We start from the raw sequence: 18,576 nt of genomic DNA on the forward strand, positions 1-18,576 counted from the left end.
GTCAGTTCTCCTTGAACGGGAAGCCGAGGTGACGAAGGAGGGCACGACCCTCGTCGTCATTGGTCGCCGTGGTGACCACGGTGATGTCCATGCCCCGGACCCGGTCGATCTTGTCCTGGTCGATCTCGTGGAACATGACCTGCTCCGTGAGACCGAAGGTGTAGTTGCCACGGCCGTCGAACTGCTTCGGCGACAGGCCACGGAAGTCACGGATACGCGGCAGCGCGAGCGACAGCGTACGGTCCAGGAACTCCCACATCCGGTCACCACGGAGGGTGACGTGGCAGCCGATCGGCTGACCCTCGCGCAGCTTGAACTGCGCGATGGACTTGCGGGCCTTGGTGACGGCCGGCTTCTGGCCGGTGATCGTGGTGAGGTCGCGCACGGCGCCATCGATCAGCTTGGAGTCGCGGGCGGCGTCGCCCACACCCATGTTGACCACGATCTTGACCAGACCGGGAACCTGCATGACGTTCTCGTACGAGAACTCCTCACGCAGCTTGCCGGCGATTTCCTCGCGGTAGCGCGTCTTCAGACGCGGCGCAGTGGTGGCAGTCATCAGATGTCCTCACCGGTCCGCTTGGCAACGCGGATCTTCTTGCCCTCGTCGTCAAAGCGGTAGCCGACGCGGGTGACGACCTTCTTGCCGTCCTTCTCCACGATCAGCTGAACGTTGCTGACGTGGATCGGGGCCTCGGTGGTGACAATGCCACCGGTCTGCGAGCCGCGAGCCGTCTGACCGGCCTTCGTGTGCTTCTTGACCCGGTTGACACCCTCGACGAGGACACGGTTCTGCACGGGATAGGCCACGATGACCTTGCCCTGCTTGCCCTTGTCCTTACCGGTGATGACCTGAACCAGGTCGCCCTTCTTGATCTTCATGCTTACAGCACCTCCGGCGCGAGCGAGATGATCTTCATGAACTTCTTCTCGCGCAGCTCACGGCCCACCGGGCCGAAGATACGGGTGCCGCGGGGGTCGCCGTCGTTCTTCAGAATGACGGCGGCGTTCTCGTCGAAGCGGATGTACGAGCCATCCTGACGACGACGCTCCTTGACGGTGCGAACGATGACGGCCTTGACGACGTCACCCTTCTTCACGTTGCCACCGGGGATCGCGTCCTTGACGGTGGCGACGATGACGTCACCGATGCCCGCGTAGCGGCGACCCGAACCACCGAGAACACGGATGGTGAGGATTTCCTTCGCACCCGTGTTGTCGGCGACGCGAAGTCGCGACTCCTGCTGGATCACGTCTATCTCCTGATCGTCTGCCGGTTCCCGGCGGGGTTCGAACCTGTGTGGATCCGAACCCCACCGAGCCTGGCGGAACTTGCCTGAGGGGAGTGCCCCTCAGGAATTACTTGGCCTTCTCGAGGATCTCGACGACGCGCCACCGCTTCGTGGCGGACAGCGGCCGGGTCTCCATGAGGAGGACACGGTCGCCGACGCCGGCGGCGTTCTGCTCGTCGTGAGCCTTGAGCTTGTTCGTACGGCGGATGACCTTGCCGTACAGCGCGTGCTTGACACGGTCCTCGACAGCGACGACGACGGTCTTGTCCATCTTGTCGCTGACGACCAGACCCTCACGGGTCTTGCGGAAACCGCGGTCGGTGTTCGTCTCAGTCACAGTCTTCTCGCTCATCAGGCGCTCTCCACCGTCTCGATGCCCAGCTCGCGCTCGCGCATCAGGGTGTAGATCCGGGCGATGTCCTTACGGACGGACTTGAGCCGGCCGTGGTTCTCGAGCTGACCGGTCGCCGCCTGAAAGCGGAGATTGAACAGCTCTTCCTTGGCCTCGCGGAGCTTGTTGAGGAGCTCCTCGTTGCCCAGCTCGCGCAGCTCGGACGCCTTGGTACCGGCCGACATCACGACTCACCTGCCTCGCGCCGAACGATCCGGCACTTCATCGGAAGCTTGTGAGCAGCGCGGGTAAGCGCCTCACGAGCAATCTTCTCGTTCGGGTAGGACAGCTCGAACATCACCCGACCGGGCTTGACGTTCGCGATCCACCACTCGGGAGAACCCTTACCGGAACCCATGCGGGTCTCGGCAGGCTTCTTCGTCAGGGGGCGGTCCGGGTAGATGTTGATCCAGACCTTGCCGCCACGCTTGATGTGGCGGGTCATCGCGATACGAGCTGCCTCGATCTGGCGGTTCGTCACGTACGCCGGGGTCAGCGCCTGGATGCCGTACTCGCCGAACGCAACCTGCGTGCCACCCTTGGACATACCGCTGCGCTTCGGGTGGTGCTGCTTGCGGTGCTTGACCCTACGGGGGATCAGCATTTCGGTCAGGCCTCCGTTCCGGTGCTCTCAGCCGGAGCAGCGGCGGCGGGAGCCTCGGCCTTGGGGGCCTCGGCTGCCGGCGCGGACTGCTGCGGCTTGCGACCGCGACCGCCACGCTCGCCACCACGGCCACCACGGCCGGCCGGGCGGTCAGCGCCGCCACGGGCCGGGCGGTTGCCAGCGCGGGCAGCAGCGTTCTCGGCGCGGACCTCGGCGATGTTCTTGACGTCGCCCTTGTAGATCCAGACCTTCACACCGATGCGGCCGAAGGTCGTCTTGGCCTCGAAGAAGCCGTAGTCGACGTTCGCACGGAGCGTGTGCAGGGGCACACGGCCCTCGCGGTAGAACTCCGAGCGGGACATCTCGGCGCCACCGAGGCGGCCACCGCACTGGATCTTGATGCCCTTGGCGCCGGCCTTCATCGAGCTCTGCATGCTCTTGCGCATCGCACGACGGAAGGAGACGCGGGAGGAGAGCTGCTCGGCGACGGCCTGGGCCACCAGCTGAGCGTCCACCTCGGGGTTCTTGACCTCGAGGATGTTCAGCTGGACCTGCTTGCCGGTCAGCTTCTCCAGCTCGCCACGGATGCGGTCGGCCTCGGCGCCACGGCGACCGATGACGATGCCCGGGCGGGCGGTGTGGATGTCAACGCGGACGCGGTCGCGGGTGCGCTCGATCTCAACCTTCGAGATGCCGGCTCGCTCCATGCCCTTCGTCATCATGCGACGAATGGCGACGTCTTCCTTGACGTAGTCCTTGTACAGCTTGTCGGCGTACCAACGGGACTTGAAGTCCGTGGTAATGCCGAGCCGGAACCCGTGCGGGTTTACCTTCTGGCCCATTACCGGGTTCCTTCCTTGCTGCTGACGACCACGGTGATGTGGCTGGTCCGCTTACGGATCCGGTAGGCACGGCCCTGAGCACGCGGACGGAACCGCTTCAGGGTCGGGCCCTCGTCCACGTACGCCTCGCTGATGACCAGCGAAGAGGCGTCGGTGTGGTCGTAGTTGTGTGCAGCGTTGGCAATGGCGCTGTCAAGCACCTTGCCAACCGGCACGCTCGCGGCCTGCGGGGCGAAACGCAGGACCGCCTGAGCCTCCGTGGCATCCATGCCACGGATGAGGTCCACCACGCGGCGGGCCTTCATGGGCGTGACGCGGATGTACCGCGCCTGGGCCCTGGCTTCCATGGTTGTCCCTTCGGTGTAAGTCATAGTCAGTCACCCCGCGTTAGCGGCGCTTCGACTTCCGGTCGTCCTTGACGTGGCCGCGGAAGGTGCGAGTCGGCGAGAACTCGCCGAGCTTGTGGCCGACCATCGACTCGGTGACGAACACCGGGACATGAATCTTGCCGTTGTGCACCGCGATGGTGTGACCCAGCATGGCCGGGACGATCATCGAGCGACGGGACCAGGTCTTGATGACGTTCTTGGTGCCTGCCTCGTTCTGTACGTCCACCTTCTTGATGAGGTGGCCGTCGACGAAGGGCCCCTTCTTGAGACTGCGCGGCATCTAAACCCGCTCCTAGCGCTTCTTGTTCGTCTTGCGGCGGCGGACGATGTACTTGCTCGATGCCTTCTTCGGCGAGCGAGTACGACCCTCCTTCTGACCCCACGGCGAGACCGGGTGGCGACCACCGGAGGTCTTGCCTTCACCACCACCGTGCGGGTGGTCAACCGGGTTCATCGCGACACCGCGGACGGTCGGGCGAACGCCCTTCCAGCGCATGCGGCCGGCCTTGCCCCAGTTGATGTTCGACTGCTCGGCGTTGCCGACCTCGCCGATCGTGGCGCGGCAGCGGGCGTCGACCAGGCGGATTTCACCCGACGGCATACGAAGGTGGGCCATGGTGCCCTCCTTCGCCAGCAGCTGCACGGAGGCACCCGCGGAACGGGCGAACTTCGCGCCGCCGCCGGGCCGCAGCTCGATGGCGTGGAGGGTCGTACCGACCGGGATGTTGCGCAGCGCCAGGTTGTTGCCGGGCTTGATGTCGGCGGCCGGGCCGTTCTCGACACGGTCGCCCTGCGACAGTCCACGCGGCGCGATGATGTAGCGCTTCTCGCCGTCCGCGTAGTGCAGGAGCGCGATGCGCGCGGTGCGGTTCGGGTCGTACTCGATGTGCGCGACCTTGGCCGGCACGCCGTCCTTGTCGTGACGACGGAAGTCGATCACTCGGTAGGCGCGCTTGTGGCCACCGCCCTGGTGGCGAACGGTCACACGACCGGCGTTGTTACGGCCGCCCTTGCTGTGCAGGGGGCGGACCAGCGACTTCTCCGGCGTGGACCGCGTGATCTCGACAAAGTCGGCGACGCTGGAGCCACGACGGCCCGGGGTCGTCGGCTTGTACTTGCGGATACCCATTTCTCAGTCCTCGTCCGATTTCGGACGATCCAGACCGCCCTTAGGCGGTCGGACCGCCGAAGATGTCGATACGGTCGCCCTCGGCGAGGGTCACGATGGCGCGCTTGGTGTCGGCGCGCTTGCCGAAACCGGTCTTGGTGCGCTTGCGCTTACCCTGCCGGTTGATCGTGTTGACCCCGGTGACCTTGACCGAGAAGACCGCTTCCACGGCCTGCTTGATCTGGGTCTTGTTGGAGCCGGGCGCGACGATGAACGTGTACTTGTTCTCGTCGAGCAGCGCGTAGCTCTTCTCGGAAACGACCGGCTTGACGAGAACGTCGCGCGGGTCCGTGAAGGTCTTGCTGGTTACGGTCGCCTCGCTCATCAGGCGTCGCTCCCTTCGGTCTCATCGGCCTTGGGGCCAGACACGAAGGACTCGAAAGCGGCCTGGGTGAAGACCACGTCGTCGGAGACGATCACGTCGTACGTGTTGAGCTGGCCCGGCTCCAGGATGTGCACCTGGGGCAGGTTGCGGGCGGACAGCCACGCGGCCTCGTCGGCGCGGTCGACGACCAGGAGCAGGTTCTTACGCTCCGAGATCTTGCCGAACAGCGTCTTGGCTGCCTTCGTGGAGACTGCACCGTCGACCACGCCGGTGACGACGTGGATGCGGGAGTGGCGTGCCCGGTCGGAGAGGGCACCGCGCAGGGCGGCGGCCTTCATCTTCTTCGGGGTGCGCTGCGAGTAGTCACGCGGCTGCGGACCGTGGACGACGCCACCGCCGACGAACTGCGGCGCACGGGTCGAACCCTGGCGGGCGCGGCCGGTGCCCTTCTGGCGGTACGGCTTGCGGCCACCACCACGGACTTCGCCGCGACGCTTGGTCTTGTGCGTGCCCTGACGGGCAGCTGCCAGCTGAGCGACAACGACCTGGTGGATCAGCGGAACGCTGGTCTTCGCGTCGAAGATCTCCGCGGGGAGCTCGACGGTACCGGCCTTGTCGCCTGCCGGCGAAAGGATGTCAATGGTGCTCATTACCTCAAGCCCCCTTGGCCGCGGTACGGACCAGGACGAGGCCGCCGTTCGGACCGGGGACTGCGCCCTTGATGAGGAGCAGACCCTTCTCCGCGTCAACCGCGTGGATGGTCAGGTTCTGGGTGGTGACGCGCTCGTTGCCCATGCGACCCGCCATGCGCATGCCCTTGAAGACACGGCCGGGGGTGGCACAGCCACCGATGGAGCCGGGCATGCGGTGCACACGGTGGGCACCGTGGGACGCCTTGCCACCCTTGAAGTTGTGGCGCTTCATCACACCGGCGAAGCCCTTGCCCTTGCTCTTGCCCGTGACGTCAACCTTGACGCCGGACTCGAACACTGCGGCAGTGACCTCCTGGCCCAGCGTGTACTCGCTGGCGTCAGGGGTGCGGAGCTCCACCAGGTGGCGGCGCGGGGTCACGTCGGCCTTGGCGAAGTGGCCCTTGAGGGGCTTGTTCACCTTGCGCGGGTCGATCTCGCCGAAGGCGATCTGGACCGACTCGTAGCCGTCGCTGTCGTTCGTGCGGACCTGGGTGACGACGCAGGGCCCGGCCTTGACGACGGTCACCGGGACAACCCGGTTGTTCTCGTCCCAGACCTGGGTCATGCCGAGCTTCTCGCCCAGGACGCCCTTAATGTTCTTAGCCATCTCGCGCGTCACCTCAGAGCTTGATCTCGATGTCGACGCCGGCCGGCAGGTCGAGACGCATGAGCGAGTCAACCGTCTTCGGCGTGGGGTCGAGGATGTCGATGAGGCGCTTGTGCGTGCGCATCTCGAAGTGCTCGCGCGAGTCCTTGTACTTGTGCGGCGACTTGATGACGCAGTACACGTTCTTCTCAGTGGGCAGCGGCACCGGGCCCGCGACCGACGCACCAGTGCGGGTCACCGTCTCGACGATCTTCTTCGCCGAGGAGTCGATGACCTCGTGGTCGTAGGCCTTGAGCCGGATGCGGATCTTCTGTCCCGCCATGGCTACTAGTAGTCCTGTCTCTCGTAACGCTCTGGAACCCGAGGGCTCTCGTAACTCCACCTCCGACCCACGCGGTCGGGCGTGTCGCATCCCCTCTACGCAGAATTCCCGAAGGAATTCCCAACCAAGGGGGTGCGGGCCATGAGACCGCGGAACCGGGGGCGGAACACCCACCGGGTGCCTGGTCGGCGCCCCACTGTCACTTCCCGGAAGATTCCCGTACGTCCGGCCCGCATGGGGCCGACGAGTACTGTGGGACTCGCTTCCAGTCCTCCCGGCGGGAGGCGTGCAGCATTGACACTCAACCGAGCAACCTGGTCAGTGTGCCATATGCTGCACGGCGCTGGCCAATCGGGCGGAGGATCTTACCCCCCGTGGCCGACTGGTCAAACGCGGCCGGACGTCGCCGGGGAGCTGCGGCGACGCCGACAGGTCCGGACACGGCCATTCCGGCCCGGCCCGCCACCGTGACCAACAGCACGCCGCACGCCCGTGACCGGGCCCGATCCGGCCTGCCTCACAGCCGCTGGAATACTCCGGCCATGGATACGATCACCAAGCCGGCCTGGACGCTGCGCCCGGCGGAACCGGCGGATCTCGAGGCCATGACCGAACTCCGGGCCCTCGTCATGCACCCGGATCTGGAGCGCCTCGGCCGGTACGACGAACATCGCGTACGGCAACGGCTGCGGGACATCTTCGCGCCCGAGCACACCTCGGTCGTCCTCGCGGACGGCGAGTTCGCCGGCTGCGTCACCATGCGTCCGGTCGAGGACGGCTGGTGGCTGGAGAACTTCTACCTCTCCCCCGCGATCCATGGCCGGGGGATCGGCTCAGCCGTCCTGCGGACCCTGCTGGAGCGCGCCGACGCGGACGGGGCGGACGTCCGCCTCGATGTCTTGCAGGGCAGCGCGGCACGTCGGCTGTACGAACGTCACGGGTTCACGCTGGAGCACGAGGACCCGATCGATGTCTATCTGGTGCGCCGCTCCGGCGTGTAGCAGCGACACTCACCGTCAGCGCCCCGATCGCCGTCTAATCTGCCGCGGGAAGCGGCACCCGGCCGGCCGCTCGGACGGGGTGAGCGGACGGAGTACGGCGCGTGACGGATCGATCCGGCCCTGAGTGGGGCAGTGGCGGGGTGCGCCGGCGCAGCATCGTCCGAGCCGCCGCCGCAGCCGCTCTGATGGGCGTCGGTGCCTGTTCCGTACCGGCTCCGCGGCGCAGCGGTCCCATGGCGGACCCGGCCCCCGGCCTCCCGGTCGCCGCCCCCCGGCCGGCCCTGATGATGCAGATCCTCGCCCACCCGGACGACGACCTGTACTTCATGAACCCGGACACCCAGCAGGCCCTGGCCGCCGGGACCCCGCTGGTCTGTGTGTACCTCACCGCCGGTGAGGCCGCCGGCCTCAACAGGATCCCCGGCCGGGCACGGCCCGCCCCCGACAAGGCCGCGTACTCCTCGGCCCGGCACCAGGGGCTGCGCCAGACCTACGCGGCCCAGCTCGGGCTGCCGATGTTCACCCGCTGGCACAAGGCCGTCCTCGGTCTGGCCGGCGGACATCGGGCGGAGATCAACACCCTGGTGGGCAGCGGCCGACGGGTCGAGCTGATCTTCCTCAACACGGCGATGCACATCGGCCGCGGCCGGCTCGGCCTGCCCAGCCTCTGGCACGACCGGGCGCTGAACCTGCGCACCGTCGTCGCCGCCGACTCACCGCTGGAGCGGGCGGCTGCGTACACGTACGACGGGCTGATCGATGCCCTCGTCGGGCTGCTCGACCGGTACCGGCCGACCGTCGTCCACACACTCGACCCGGACCCGGACATCCAGCACAGCACCGAGGCCGTCCGCCGCCAGGACATCGAGCAGCCCGGCTACTCCGACCACGCCGACCACACCGCGACCGCCTCGTTCGCCTGGGCGGCGCTGATCCGGTGGGTGGCCCGCGCGACCGAGGACGGCGGGGGCGTGCCGCGGTTCGTCACCACCGCGTTCCGCGGCTACTACAACCGGCACTGGCCGAAGAACCTGCCGGACGGGGTGCTGAGGGAGAAGGCCGCGCGCCTGGTCCCGTACGGCGGCGAGGCCGACTGGCAGTGCGGGAACCAGGCGGGATGCGGTGACTACAACGTGGGCGGCGACCGGCCCCTGACCAACAGGAAGGGCTGGGTCCGCGCCACCCGCTACCGCTACCCCGGCCCCCGCCCCACCGTCTCCGCCGAACCGGACGGGCGGCTCGCCGTCTACGGGGTAATGGGGCTGCGGGTGGTGCGGTGGCGCGAGAGCACCCCCGGCAGCGGGGTCTGGGACGGGCCGGACGATCTCGGCGGCGGGCCCTTCGCGCCGGTACTGGGCCAGGCCGTGACGGCGGACGGCAGGCTGCTCCTGTTCGGGCTCCGCTTCGCGGCCCTCGGCGGACACGGGGCGGCGAACGAACGGGAGATCGCACTCCTGGAACAGAGCTCCCGGGGCGGCACCTTCCACACCTGGCGCGGACTGGGCAACCCGGAACCGGCCCCGGACCGGGGCCGCCGGATCGGCGTCCCGGTTGCGGTGACCGCACCCGACGGGCGGGTCCATCTCTTCGTACGGAACGCGGACAAGGGCGTGACTACGCGGGTGCGGGGCGCGTTCGGCCGGTGGGGCGAGTGGACGGACCTGGGCGGCGGCGAGATCCAGGACGGGCTGAGCGCCGTGGTGGACGAGCACGGCCTGGTCCATGTGTACGGCGCCGGTCATCAAGCGGTGCACCACTGGACGCAGGAGACACCCCGAGCGCGGCTGACCGCCCAGCGGCAGATCGACGGGGCGCCGGTGCCGGGCGACGGGCCCGCCGCTCGGATCACCACGGACGGTTCCGTCGAACTGCTGTACCGGGCGGCGGCGCGGGCCCGGCTGACGGCCGTCACCGGGGGTGCGGCGGTGGAGCGGACGGACTTCGACGGGTACGGGCCGGTGAGCGTCGCCGACTCGCCGCTCGGGCCGGTGCTGCTGGGCCGCACCGAGGAGGGCCGGATCCAGCTGCGTACGAGCGAACGGCTGTCGGTACGCGTGGGAGGGCCGGTGGCGCTGGACGGTCCCGCGCTGTACGTCGCGGGCCTGGGACGCCCGGCAGTCGTCGGCCTGGGCCCGGACGCCGTCCCCTGGCTCTGGCGTCCGTGACCGCGCGCACCGGGGAATGACGAAGGGCCCCGGTCCACCGCTTACGCGGCGGGCCGGGGCCCTCCTTGATGCTCTGTGCGGAGCAACCAGGTCAGACAGTCAGGTAATTACTTGACGATCTTGGTGACCTGGCCGGCGCCCACGGTCCGGCCACCCTCACGGATGGCGAACTTCAGGCCCTCTTCCATGGCGATCGGCTGGATCAGCACGACGTTCATGACGGTGTTGTCGCCCGGCATGACCATCTCGGTGCCCTCGGGAAGGGTCACAACGCCCGTCACGTCCGTGGTACGGAAGTAGAACTGCGGGCGGTAGTTGTTGAAGAAGGGGGTGTGACGGCCACCCTCGTCCTTCGACAGGATGTAGGCCTGGGCCTCGAACTCGGTGTGCGGCGTGACCGAACCGGGCTTGATGATGACCTGGCCGCGCTCGACGTCCTCGCGCTTGATGCCACGGAGGAGCAGACCGACGTTCTCACCGGCCTGGCCCTCGTCGAGCAGCTTGCGGAACATCTCGATGCCGGTGACCGTCGTGGTGGTCTTCTCCTGCTTGATACCGACGATGTCGACGGTCTCGTTGACCTTCAGGACACCACGCTCGATACGACCGGTGACGACGGTGCCACGACCGGTGATCGTGAAGACGTCCTCGATCGGCATCAGGAACGGCTTGTCGACGTCACGCTCGGGCTGCGGGATCGCCTCGTCGACGGCGGCCATCAGGTTCAGGACCGACTGGCCCCACTCCTTGTCGCCCTCGAGCGCCTTGAGCGCCGAGACCTTGACGACCGGCAGGTCGTCGCCCGGGAACTCGTACTCGGAGAGGAGCTCACGGACCTCGAGCTCGACGAGCTCCAGGATCTCCTCGTCGTCCACCATGTCGGCCTTGTTCAGGGCGACAACGATGTACGGAACGCCGACCTGGCGGGCCAGGAGCACGTGCTCCTTGGTCTGCGGCATCGGGCCGTCGGTGGCGGCGACCACGAGGATGGCGCCGTCCATCTGCGCCGCACCCGTGATCATGTTCTTGATGTAGTCGGCGTGACCCGGGCAGTCGACGTGCGCGTAGTGACGCGACGCCGTCTGGTACTCGACGTGCGCGATCGAGATCGTGATACCGCGCTGGCGCTCCTCAGGAGCCTTGTCGATCTGGTCGAAGGCCGAGGCCTCGTTCAGGTCCGGGTACGCGTCGTGCAGCACCTTGGTAATGGCGGCCGTGAGGGTCGTCTTACCGTGGTCAATGTGACCGATGGTGCCGATGTTGACGTGCGGCTTAGTCCGCTCGAACTTCGCCTTCGCCACTGGGTCCTCCTGTGGAGTGGTTCTGTACGCCTTGCTTCATCGGCGCCAGGTGATCTTTGCTGGGATGCCGGGGCCGGGGGCATTCACCGCATTGCTTGCGCTCTGCGACGAATGCCCCACCAGGCTCCGGTGACAAGCCTAAAGCGTGAGCTCGGGAGAGTTACTCGCCCTTGGCCTTCGCGATGATCTCCTCGGCGACGTTCCGCGGAACCTCGGCGTAGGAGTCGAACTGCATCGAGTAGCTTGCGCGACCCGAGGTCTTGCTGCGGAGGTCTCCGACGTAGCCGAACATCTCCGAGAGGGGCACGAGGCCCTTCACGACGCGAGCGCCGCTGCGCTCCTCCATGGCCTGGATCTGGCCACGGCGGGAGTTGAGGTCACCGATGACATCGCCCATGTAGTCCTCGGGCGTGGTGACCTCGACGGCCATCATCGGCTCGAGGAGCACGGGGGACGCCTTGCGGGCACCCTCCTTGAACGCCTGCGAACCGGCGATCTTGAAGGCGAGCTCCGAGGAGTCGACCTCGTGGTAACCACCGTCGAGGAGGGTGACGCGAACGCCGACCATCTCGTAACCGGCCAGGATGCCGAACTGCATGGCTTCCTGAGCACCCGCGTCCACCGAGGGGATGTACTCACGGGGGATGCGGCCACCGGTGACCTTGTTGACGAACTCGTAGGACGCGTCGCCACCCTCGATGGGCTCAAGGGCGATCTGCACCTTCGCGAACTGGCCGGTACCACCAGTCTGCTTCTTGTGCGTGTAGTCGATGCGCTCGACGGCCTTGCGGATCGTCTCGCGGTACGCGACCTGCGGCTTGCCGACGTTCGCCTCGACGCGGAACTCGCGCTTCATGCGGTCGACGAGCACCTCGAGGTGAAGCTCGCCCATACCACCGATGATGGTCTGGCCGGTCTCCTCGTCGGAGTGCACCTGGAAGGACGGGTCCTCCTCGGAGAGACGCTGGATGGCGACACCCAGCTTCTCCTGGTCACCCTTGGACTTCGGCTCGATGGCGACCTGGATGACCGGCGCCGGGAAGTCCATGGACTCCAGGATCACCGGGTTCTTGTCGTCACACAGCGTCTCACCGGTGGTGGTCTGCTTCAGACCCATGACGGCGACGATGTCACCGGCACCCACCGAGGGGATCTCCTCACGCTTGTTCGCGTGCATACGGTAGATCTTGCCGATGCGCTCCTTCTTGCCCTTGACCGAGTTCAGCACCGCGGTGCCGGCCTCGAGGCGACCGGAGTAGATCCGGACGAAGGTGAGCTTGCCGAGGTGCGGGTCGCTAGCGATCTTGAACGCCAGGCCGGAGAACGGCTCGTCGTCCGAGGGCTTGCGCTTGATGACAACCTCGGGGTCCTTGACGTCGTGGCCCTCGATGGCCTCGACGTCCAGGGGGGAAGGCAGGTAACGGACGACCGCGTCGAGCAGGGGCTGGACGCCCTTGTTCTTGAACGCCGTGCCACAGAACACCGGGGTGACGGTGACGGAGCCCGCGCCGCCCTTCGATGCCAGGGTGATCCGGCGGATCGCCTCGTACAGCTGCTCCTCGGTGGGCTCGACGCCCTCCAGGTACAGCTCCATCATCTGGTCGTCGTTCTCGGAAACGGCTTCGAGCAGCTTGCCGCGCCACTCCTGAGCCGCCTCGATGTGGGTGTCCGGGATGTCGACGGTGTCGTACATCTCGCCCTTGACGGCCTCTTCCGGCCACACAAAGGCCTTCATCGACACGAGGTCGACGACGCCCTTGAAGTCGGCTTCGGCACCGATGGGGAGCTGCATGACGAGCGGGACCGCACCGAGGCGGTCGACGATCATGTCGACACAGCGGTGGAACTCGGCACCCGTGCGGTCGAGCTTGTTGACGAAGCAGATACGCGGCACGCCGTAGCGGTCCGCCTGACGCCAAACGGTCTCGGACTGCGGCTCGACGCCGGCAACACCGTCGAACACGGTGACAGCGCCGTCGAGGACGCGGAGCGAACGCTCCACCTCGACGGTGAAGTCGACGTGACCCGGGGTGTCGATGATGTTGATGGTGTGGTCAACATCATTGAGCGGCCAGTGACAGGTCGTCGCGGCGGACGTGATCGTGATGCCGCGCTCCTGCTCCTGCTCCATCCAGTCCATCGTGGCAGCGCCGTCGTGGACTTCACCGATCTTGTACGAAACACCGGTGTAGAACAGGATCCGCTCAGTGGTGGTCGTCTTGCCCGCGTCGATGTGGGCCATGATCCCAATGTTGCGGACCTTGGCCAGGTCAAGCGAAGTGGTGGCCATAAGGCTCAATCTTCTCTCGGTCTCGATGTGGGTAGCGACTACCAGCGGTAGTGCGCGAAGGCCTTGTTGGACTCGGCCATCTTGTGGGTGTCCTCGCGCTTCTTGACGGCAGCGCCAAGACCGTTGGAGGCGTCGAGCAGCTCGTTCATGAGGCGCTCGGTCATCGTCTTCTCGCGACGGGCGCGGGAGTAACCCACGACCCAGCGGAGCGCGAGGGTGGCGGCGCGACCGGGCTTGACCTCGATCGGCACCTGGTAGGTGGCGCCACCGACACGGCGGGACTTGACCTCGAGCGAGGGCTTGACGTTCTCAAGCGCGCGCTTCAGCGTGATGACCGGGTCGTTGCCGGTCTTCTCGCGGAGGCCTTCCATGGCGCCGTACACGATCCGCTCGGCAGTGGAACGCTTGCCGTTGAGCAGGATCTTGTTGATCAGCGAGGTGACAAGAGGAGAACCGTAGACCGGGTCGATGATGACCGGGCGCTTCGGGGCGGGGCCCTTACGAGGCATTCTTACTTCTCCTTCTTGGCGCCGTAGCGGCTGCGGGCCTGCTTGCGGTTCTTGACACCCTGGGTGTCAAGGGAGCCGCGGATGATCTTGTAACGAACACCCGGCAGGTCCTTCACACGGCCACCACGCACGAGCACGATGGAGTGCTCCTGCAGGTTGTGTCCCTCACCCGGGATGTAGGCCGTGACCTCGATGCCGGAGGTCAGACGCACACGCGCGACCTTACGGAGTGCCGAGTTCGGCTTCTTCGGGGTGGTCGTGAACACACGCGTGCAGACGCCGCGGCGCTGGGGCGAACCCTCGAGCGCGGGCGTCTTGTTCTTCTCGACCTTGTCCTGCCGGCCCTTCCGGACCAGCTGCTGGATCGTAGGCACTACTTCTCCGGTTTCTGTGTGCCGTTCGTGAAACTAACCTGGAACGTCGCCGACCCACGCGGTCGGGTGTGTCGAATGCTGCAGGCTTCTGCCCTGGGGCAGAAGGGGCGCAGATTGCGGTGGCCAAAAACAGGCTCGCCATGCGGTTGAGGACACGCACACGAGCCCAGGCACACCCCAGGCACAAGGTCTGAGCGTACCTACCTCACGGACTCCGGTCAAAACAAATGCTGTCCACGAGGACGGGGCCGCGCGTGACATTCCCGACAGTACCTCTGTTCCGGTACCGACGGGCAACGCCGCAGGGCGGCCACCCCGTACGAAACGGAGTGACCGCCCTGCGGGACGGGACATGCGCCTTACTGGTTGTACGGACCGTAGTCGTAGTCCTCCAGCGGAACGGCCTGGCCGGAGCCCGTGCCGAACGGCGAGTAGTCGATGTCGTCGTAGCCGACGGCCGAGTACATCGCGGCCTTGGCCTCCTCGGTCGGCTCGACCCGGATGTTGCGGTAGCGGGACAGGCCCGTACCGGCCGGGATGAGCTTACCGATGATGACGTTCTCCTTGAGGCCGATCAGGGAGTCCGACTTGGCGTTGATCGCCGCGTCGGTCAGGACCCTGGTCGTCTCCTGGAAGGACGCCGCCGACAGCCACGACTCGGTGGCGAGCGAGGCCTTGGTGATACCCATCAGCTGCGGACGGCCGGAGGCGGGGTGACCGCCCTCGGTGACCACACGACGGTTCTCGGTCTCGAACTTCGAGCGCTCGACGAGCTCGCCCGGCAGCAGCTCCGCGTCGCCGGACTCGATGATCGTCACCCGGCGCAGCATCTGCCGGATGATGATCTCGATGTGCTTGTCGTGGATCGACACACCCTGCGAGTTGTAGACCTTCTGGACCTCGCCGACCAGGTGGACCTGGACCGCGCGCTGACCGAGGATCCGCAGCACGTCGTGCGGGTTGGTGGCACCCACGGTGAGCTTCTGGCCCACCTCGACGTGGTCGCCCTCGCCCACCAGCAGACGGGCACGCTTCGAGATCGGGAACGGCGTCTCGTCGCTGCCGTCGTCCGGGATGACGACGATCTTCTTGGTCTTCTCGGTCTCCTCGATACGGATGCGGCCGGCCGCCTCCGAGATCGGGGCGACACCCTTGGGCGTACGGGCTTCGAAGAGCTCGACGACTCGGGGCAGACCCTGGGTGATGTCGTCACCGGCCACACCACCGGTGTGGAAGGTACGCATCGTCAGCTGGGTACCGGGCTCACCGATGGACTGGGCGGCGATGATGCCGACCGCCTCACCGATGTCGACCAGCTTGCCGGTGGCGAGCGAGCGTCCGTAGCAGAAGGCACAGGTGCCGACCGCGGACTCACAGGTCAGGACCGAACGGGTCTTGACCTCCTCGACGCCGGCGCCCACCAGGGCGTCGATCAGGACGTCACCGAGGTCGACGTTGGCAGGCGCGATGACCTTGCCGTCGACGACGACGTCCTCGGCGAGCATGCGGGCGTAGACCGAGGTCTCGACGTCCTCCGTCTTGCGGAGCACACCGTCCGCACCCTTGACGGCGATCTTCAGCTTGAGGCCACGGTCGGTGCCGCAGTCCTCCTCGCGAATGATCACGTCCTGCGAGACGTCCACCAGACGACGGGTCAGGTAACCCGAGTCGGCGGTACGCAGGGCGGTGTCCGCCAGACCCTTACGGGCACCGTGCGTGGAGATGAAGTACTCCAGAACGGTCAGACCCTCACGGAACGACGCCTTGATGGGACGCGGGATCGTCTCGTTCTTCGCGTTCGACACCAGACCACGCATACCCGCGATCTGACGCATCTGCATCATGTTTCCTCGGGCACCCGAGTCAACCATCATGAAGATGGGGTTCGTCTTCGGGAAGTTCGCGTTCATCGCCTCGGCAACCTCGTTGGTCGCCTTGGTCCAGATCGCGATGAGTTCCTGCGTGCGCTCGTCCTTGGTGATCAGACCGCGCTCGTACTGCTTCTGGACCTTCTCGTCCTGCGCCTCGTAGCCCTGGACGATGGCCTTCTTGGCCTCCGGCACGACGATGTCCGAAACGGAGACGGTGACGCCGGAACGGGTCGCCCAGTGGAAACCGGCCGCCTTCAGGTTGTCGAGCGTCGCCGCCACGATGACCTTGGGGTAGCGCTCGGCCAGGTCGTTGACGATCTCGGAGAGCTGCTTCTTGCCCACCGAGTAGTCGACGAACGGGTAGTCCTCGGGCAGCAGCTCGTTGAAGAGCGCGCGGCCCAAGCTCGTACGCAGCCGGAAGGTGTCACCCGGCTGGTACTCCGGCTCACCCTCTTCGGCGACCGGCGGCACCCAGCCGCGCGGCGGGATGGTGCCCACCGGGAAGCGGATGTCGACCTGCGTCTGGAGCGAGAGCTCCCGGGCGTCGAAGGCCATGATCGCCTCGGCGGTGGAACCGAACGCGCGGCCCTGACCGATGACGTTGCGCTCCTCCTCGTCCGTGGTGAGGAAGAACAGGCCCAGCACCATGTCCTGGGTCGGCATGGTGACGGGACGACCGTCGGCCGGCTTCAGGATGTTGTTCGAGGACAGCATCAGGATGCGGGCCTCGGCCTGCGCCTCCGCGGAGAGCGGCAGGTGCACGGCCATCTGGTCACCGTCGAAGTCCGCGTTGAACGCGGTGCAGACGAGCGGGTGGATCTGGATGGCCTTGCCCTCGACCAGCTGCGGCTCGAAGGCCTGGATGCCGAGGCGGTGCAGGGTCGGTGCACGGTTCAGCAGCACCGGGTGCTCGGCGATGACCTCTTCGAGGACGTCGTACACCACGGTGCGGCCGCGCTCGACCATGCGCTTGGCCGACTTGATGTTCTGCGCGTGGTTCAGGTCGACCAGGCGCTTCATCACGAACGGCTTGAAGAGCTCCAGCGCCATGGCCTTCGGCAGACCGCACTGGTGCAGCTTCAGCTGCGGACCGACGACGATCACGGAACGCGCGGAGTAGTCCACACGCTTACCGAGAAGGTTCTGACGGAATCGACCCTGCTTGCCCTTGAGCATGTCGCTCAGGGACTTCAGCGGGCGGTTACCCGGACCGGTGACCGGGCGACCACGGCGGCCGTTGTCGAACAGCGCGTCGACGGCCTCCTGCAGCATCCGCTTCTCGTTGTTCACGATGATCTCGGGGGCACCGAGGTCAAGGAGACGCTTGAGGCGGTTGTTGCGGTTGATCACACGGCGGTACAGGTCGTTCAGGTCGGAGGTCGCGAAGCGGCCACCGTCCAGCTGCACCATCGGACGCAGGTCCGGCGGGATGACCGGCACGCAGTCGAGCACCATGCCCTTGGGGCTGTTGCTGGTCTGCAGGAACGCGGAGACGACCTTGAGGCGCTTGAGCGCACGGGTCTTCTTCTGGCCCTTGCCGGTACGGATGATCTCGCGGAGGCGTTCGGCCTCCTCGTTGAGGTCGAAGGACTCCAGGCGCTTCTGCAGGGCAGCGGCACCCATGGAGCCGTCGAAGTACGTGCCGAAACGGTCACGCAGCTCGCGGTAGAGCAGCTCGTCGCCCTCGAGGTCCTGGACCTTGAGGTTCTTGAAGCGGTTCCACACCTCGTCGAGACGGTCGATCTCGCGCTGCGCACGGTCGCGCAGCTGCTTCATCTCACGCTCGGCACCTTCGCGCACCTTGCGGCGCACGTCGGCCTTGGCGCCCTCGGCCTCGAGCTCGGCCAGGTCGGTCTCGAGCTTCTTGGCACGAGCCTCCAGGTCGGAGTCGCGACGGTTCTCGACCTGCTGACGCTCGACGGAGACGTGCGCCTCCAGCGAGGGCAGGTCACGCGTACGGCGCTCCTCGTCCACGAACGTGATCATGTACGCGGCGAAGTAGATGACCTTTTCGAGGTCCTTCGGCGCGAGATCAAGCAGGTAGCCGAGGCGCGACGGGACGCCCTTGAAGTACCAGATGTGAGTGACGGGAGCGGCAAGCTCGATGTGGCCCATGCGCTCACGACGCACCTTGGCGCGCGTGACCTCCACGCCACAACGCTCACAAATGATGCCCTTGAAGCGGACACGCTTGTACTTGCCGCAGTAGCACTCCCAGTCCCGGGTCGGACCGAAGATCTTCTCGCAGAAGAGTCCGTCCTTTTCGGGCTTGAGCGTGCGGTAGTTGATGGTCTCCGGCTTCTTCACTTCGCCGTGCGACCAGGTCCGGATGTCGTCCGCGGTGGCAAGGCCGATCCGCAGCTCGTCGAAGAAGTTGACGTCGAGCACTTGTCGTCAATCCCTCTTTCGGGGTCGAGTCTCAATCAATGGTCT

21 protein-coding genes are annotated in these 18,576 nt (G+C 66.5%); 2 read left to right on the forward strand and 19 right to left on the reverse strand.

Annotation, left to right across the window (positions count from 1 at the left end):
- Position 1: 1 nt before the first annotated feature.
- The 14 genes from rplE to rpsJ form a co-directional block, all read right to left on the reverse strand.
- Positions 2 to 559 carry a 50S ribosomal protein L5 gene (rplE, locus tag OHA03_RS10340; RefSeq protein WP_006126888.1) on the reverse strand — a complete coding sequence of 186 codons (558 nt, stop codon included), beginning with the start codon at positions 557 to 559 and terminating at the stop codon, positions 2 to 4.
- Complete coding sequence (gene rplX / locus OHA03_RS10345; protein WP_266982596.1) at positions 559 to 882, reverse strand: 50S ribosomal protein L24; 324 nt, start codon at positions 880 to 882, stop codon at positions 559 to 561. The genes rplE and rplX overlap by 1 nt, the downstream gene beginning before the upstream one ends.
- Before the next feature lie 2 nt (positions 883 to 884).
- Positions 885 to 1,253 (reverse strand): 50S ribosomal protein L14, encoded by a 369-nt coding sequence (gene rplN, locus OHA03_RS10350; protein ID WP_003966950.1) that lies wholly within the window; start codon positions 1,251 to 1,253, stop codon positions 885 to 887.
- A 106-nt stretch (positions 1,254 to 1,359) separates the two neighbouring features.
- Positions 1,360 to 1,644: a 30S ribosomal protein S17 gene (gene rpsQ / locus OHA03_RS10355; protein ID WP_030977953.1), complete on the reverse strand. Its 285-nt coding sequence runs from the start codon at positions 1,642 to 1,644 to the stop codon at positions 1,360 to 1,362.
- Positions 1,644 to 1,868: a 50S ribosomal protein L29 gene (gene rpmC / locus OHA03_RS10360; RefSeq protein ID WP_015035581.1), complete on the reverse strand. Its 225-nt coding sequence runs from the start codon at positions 1,866 to 1,868 to the stop codon at positions 1,644 to 1,646. Before rpmC ends, rpsQ begins: the two co-directional genes overlap by 1 nt.
- Positions 1,868 to 2,287, reverse strand: coding sequence for a 50S ribosomal protein L16 (rplP, locus tag OHA03_RS10365; protein ID WP_014047785.1), 420 nt, complete (start codon positions 2,285 to 2,287; stop codon positions 1,868 to 1,870). The genes rpmC and rplP overlap by 1 nt, the downstream gene beginning before the upstream one ends.
- Before the next feature lie 5 nt (positions 2,288 to 2,292).
- Positions 2,293 to 3,129, reverse strand: a complete 837-nt coding sequence (rpsC, locus tag OHA03_RS10370) for a 30S ribosomal protein S3 (RefSeq protein ID WP_030914139.1) — start codon at positions 3,127 to 3,129, stop codon at positions 2,293 to 2,295.
- On the reverse strand, positions 3,129 to 3,476 hold the full coding sequence (rplV, locus tag OHA03_RS10375) for a 50S ribosomal protein L22 (RefSeq protein ID WP_004571827.1): 348 nt from the start codon (positions 3,474 to 3,476) through the stop codon (positions 3,129 to 3,131). The genes rpsC and rplV overlap by 1 nt, the downstream gene beginning before the upstream one ends.
- A 40-nt stretch (positions 3,477 to 3,516) precedes the next feature.
- Positions 3,517 to 3,798: a 30S ribosomal protein S19 gene (gene rpsS, locus OHA03_RS10380; protein WP_003966956.1), complete on the reverse strand. Its 282-nt coding sequence runs from the start codon at positions 3,796 to 3,798 to the stop codon at positions 3,517 to 3,519.
- 12 nt (positions 3,799 to 3,810) lie between these two features.
- Positions 3,811 to 4,647: a 50S ribosomal protein L2 gene (gene rplB, locus OHA03_RS10385; protein WP_267003009.1), complete on the reverse strand. Its 837-nt coding sequence runs from the start codon at positions 4,645 to 4,647 to the stop codon at positions 3,811 to 3,813.
- A gap of 40 nt (positions 4,648 to 4,687) precedes the next feature.
- Positions 4,688 to 5,011, reverse strand: a complete 324-nt coding sequence (rplW, locus tag OHA03_RS10390; RefSeq protein WP_030914135.1) for a 50S ribosomal protein L23 — start codon at positions 5,009 to 5,011, stop codon at positions 4,688 to 4,690.
- The gene (gene rplD / locus OHA03_RS10395; RefSeq protein ID WP_030914133.1) at positions 5,011 to 5,661 is read right to left on the reverse strand and encodes a 50S ribosomal protein L4; all 651 of its coding nucleotides are present in this window, start codon (positions 5,659 to 5,661) and stop codon (positions 5,011 to 5,013) included. Before rplD ends, rplW begins: the two co-directional genes overlap by 1 nt.
- A gap of 4 nt (positions 5,662 to 5,665) precedes the next feature.
- Positions 5,666 to 6,310, reverse strand: coding sequence for a 50S ribosomal protein L3 (gene rplC, locus OHA03_RS10400; protein WP_030914132.1), 645 nt, complete (start codon positions 6,308 to 6,310; stop codon positions 5,666 to 5,668).
- 13 nt (positions 6,311 to 6,323) lie between these two features.
- Positions 6,324 to 6,632 carry a 30S ribosomal protein S10 gene (gene rpsJ / locus OHA03_RS10405; RefSeq protein WP_003948644.1) on the reverse strand — a complete coding sequence of 103 codons (309 nt, stop codon included), beginning with the start codon at positions 6,630 to 6,632 and terminating at the stop codon, positions 6,324 to 6,326.
- A 542-nt stretch (positions 6,633 to 7,174) separates the two neighbouring features.
- Between rpsJ and OHA03_RS10410 the strand changes: the two genes are divergently transcribed.
- Positions 7,175 to 7,633, forward strand: coding sequence for a GNAT family N-acetyltransferase (locus tag OHA03_RS10410; protein WP_267003012.1), 459 nt, complete (start codon positions 7,175 to 7,177; stop codon positions 7,631 to 7,633).
- Positions 7,634 to 7,818: 185 nt separating this feature from the next.
- On the forward strand, positions 7,819 to 9,798 hold the full coding sequence (locus OHA03_RS10415) for a PIG-L family deacetylase (RefSeq protein WP_267007999.1): 1,980 nt from the start codon (positions 7,819 to 7,821) through the stop codon (positions 9,796 to 9,798).
- Positions 9,799 to 9,905: 107 nt separating this feature from the next.
- Here the strand turns inward: OHA03_RS10415 and tuf are convergent, their stop codons facing one another.
- The 5 genes from tuf to OHA03_RS10440 all read right to left on the reverse strand — a co-directional run bounded on the left by tuf (position 9,906) and on the right by OHA03_RS10440 (position 18,531).
- The gene (tuf, locus tag OHA03_RS10420; protein ID WP_267003014.1) at positions 9,906 to 11,099 is read right to left on the reverse strand and encodes an elongation factor Tu; all 1,194 of its coding nucleotides are present in this window, start codon (positions 11,097 to 11,099) and stop codon (positions 9,906 to 9,908) included.
- Between the two features lie 160 nt (positions 11,100 to 11,259).
- The gene (gene fusA, locus OHA03_RS10425) at positions 11,260 to 13,389 is read right to left on the reverse strand and encodes an elongation factor G (protein WP_267003016.1); all 2,130 of its coding nucleotides are present in this window, start codon (positions 13,387 to 13,389) and stop codon (positions 11,260 to 11,262) included.
- A 38-nt stretch (positions 13,390 to 13,427) separates the two neighbouring features.
- Positions 13,428 to 13,898, reverse strand: coding sequence for a 30S ribosomal protein S7 (gene rpsG, locus OHA03_RS10430; RefSeq protein WP_030977935.1), 471 nt, complete (start codon positions 13,896 to 13,898; stop codon positions 13,428 to 13,430).
- Between the two features lie 2 nt (positions 13,899 to 13,900).
- The gene (rpsL, locus tag OHA03_RS10435; RefSeq protein WP_003948652.1) at positions 13,901 to 14,272 is read right to left on the reverse strand and encodes a 30S ribosomal protein S12; all 372 of its coding nucleotides are present in this window, start codon (positions 14,270 to 14,272) and stop codon (positions 13,901 to 13,903) included.
- Positions 14,273 to 14,631: 359 nt separating this feature from the next.
- Positions 14,632 to 18,531: a DNA-directed RNA polymerase subunit beta' gene (locus OHA03_RS10440; RefSeq protein WP_267003019.1), complete on the reverse strand. Its 3,900-nt coding sequence runs from the start codon at positions 18,529 to 18,531 to the stop codon at positions 14,632 to 14,634.
- Between the last annotated feature and the right edge of the window lie 45 nt (positions 18,532 to 18,576).

It is taken from the genome of Streptomyces sp. NBC_00154 (genome assembly GCF_026342835.1).
Classification (GTDB): Bacteria; Actinomycetota; Actinomycetes; order Streptomycetales; family Streptomycetaceae; genus Streptomyces.

Coding starts and splice junctions, on each gene's coding strand:
- OHA03_RS10410 (WP_267003012.1), top strand. CDS start 7,175: ATGGATACGATCACCAAGCCGGCCTGGACGCTGCGCCCGGCGGAACCG.
- rpmC (WP_015035581.1), bottom strand. CDS start 1,868: ATGTCGGCCGGTACCAAGGCGTCCGAGCTGCGCGAGCTGGGCAACGAG.
- rplB (WP_267003009.1), bottom strand. CDS start 4,647: ATGGGTATCCGCAAGTACAAGCCGACGACCCCGGGCCGTCGTGGCTCC.
- rpsC (WP_030914139.1), bottom strand. CDS start 3,129: ATGGGCCAGAAGGTAAACCCGCACGGGTTCCGGCTCGGCATTACCACG.
- rpsQ (WP_030977953.1), bottom strand. CDS start 1,644: ATGAGCGAGAAGACTGTGACTGAGACGAACACCGACCGCGGTTTCCGC.
- rpsG (WP_030977935.1), bottom strand. CDS start 13,898: ATGCCTCGTAAGGGCCCCGCCCCGAAGCGCCCGGTCATCATCGACCCG.
- rplW (WP_030914135.1), bottom strand. CDS start 5,011: ATGAGCGAGGCGACCGTAACCAGCAAGACCTTCACGGACCCGCGCGAC.
- rplV (WP_004571827.1), bottom strand. CDS start 3,476: ATGGAAGCCAGGGCCCAGGCGCGGTACATCCGCGTCACGCCCATGAAG.
- rplD (WP_030914133.1), bottom strand. CDS start 5,661: ATGAGCACCATTGACATCCTTTCGCCGGCAGGCGACAAGGCCGGTACC.
- rplX (WP_266982596.1), bottom strand. CDS start 882: ATGAAGATCAAGAAGGGCGACCTGGTTCAGGTCATCACCGGTAAGGAC.
- rplE (WP_006126888.1), bottom strand. CDS start 559: ATGACTGCCACCACTGCGCCGCGTCTGAAGACGCGCTACCGCGAGGAA.
- OHA03_RS10415 (WP_267007999.1), top strand. CDS start 7,819: ATGGGCGTCGGTGCCTGTTCCGTACCGGCTCCGCGGCGCAGCGGTCCC.
- rplP (WP_014047785.1), bottom strand. CDS start 2,287: ATGCTGATCCCCCGTAGGGTCAAGCACCGCAAGCAGCACCACCCGAAG.
- rpsS (WP_003966956.1), bottom strand. CDS start 3,798: ATGCCGCGCAGTCTCAAGAAGGGGCCCTTCGTCGACGGCCACCTCATC.
- rpsJ (WP_003948644.1), bottom strand. CDS start 6,632: ATGGCGGGACAGAAGATCCGCATCCGGCTCAAGGCCTACGACCACGAG.
- fusA (WP_267003016.1), bottom strand. CDS start 13,389: ATGGCCACCACTTCGCTTGACCTGGCCAAGGTCCGCAACATTGGGATC.
- rplC (WP_030914132.1), bottom strand. CDS start 6,310: ATGGCTAAGAACATTAAGGGCGTCCTGGGCGAGAAGCTCGGCATGACC.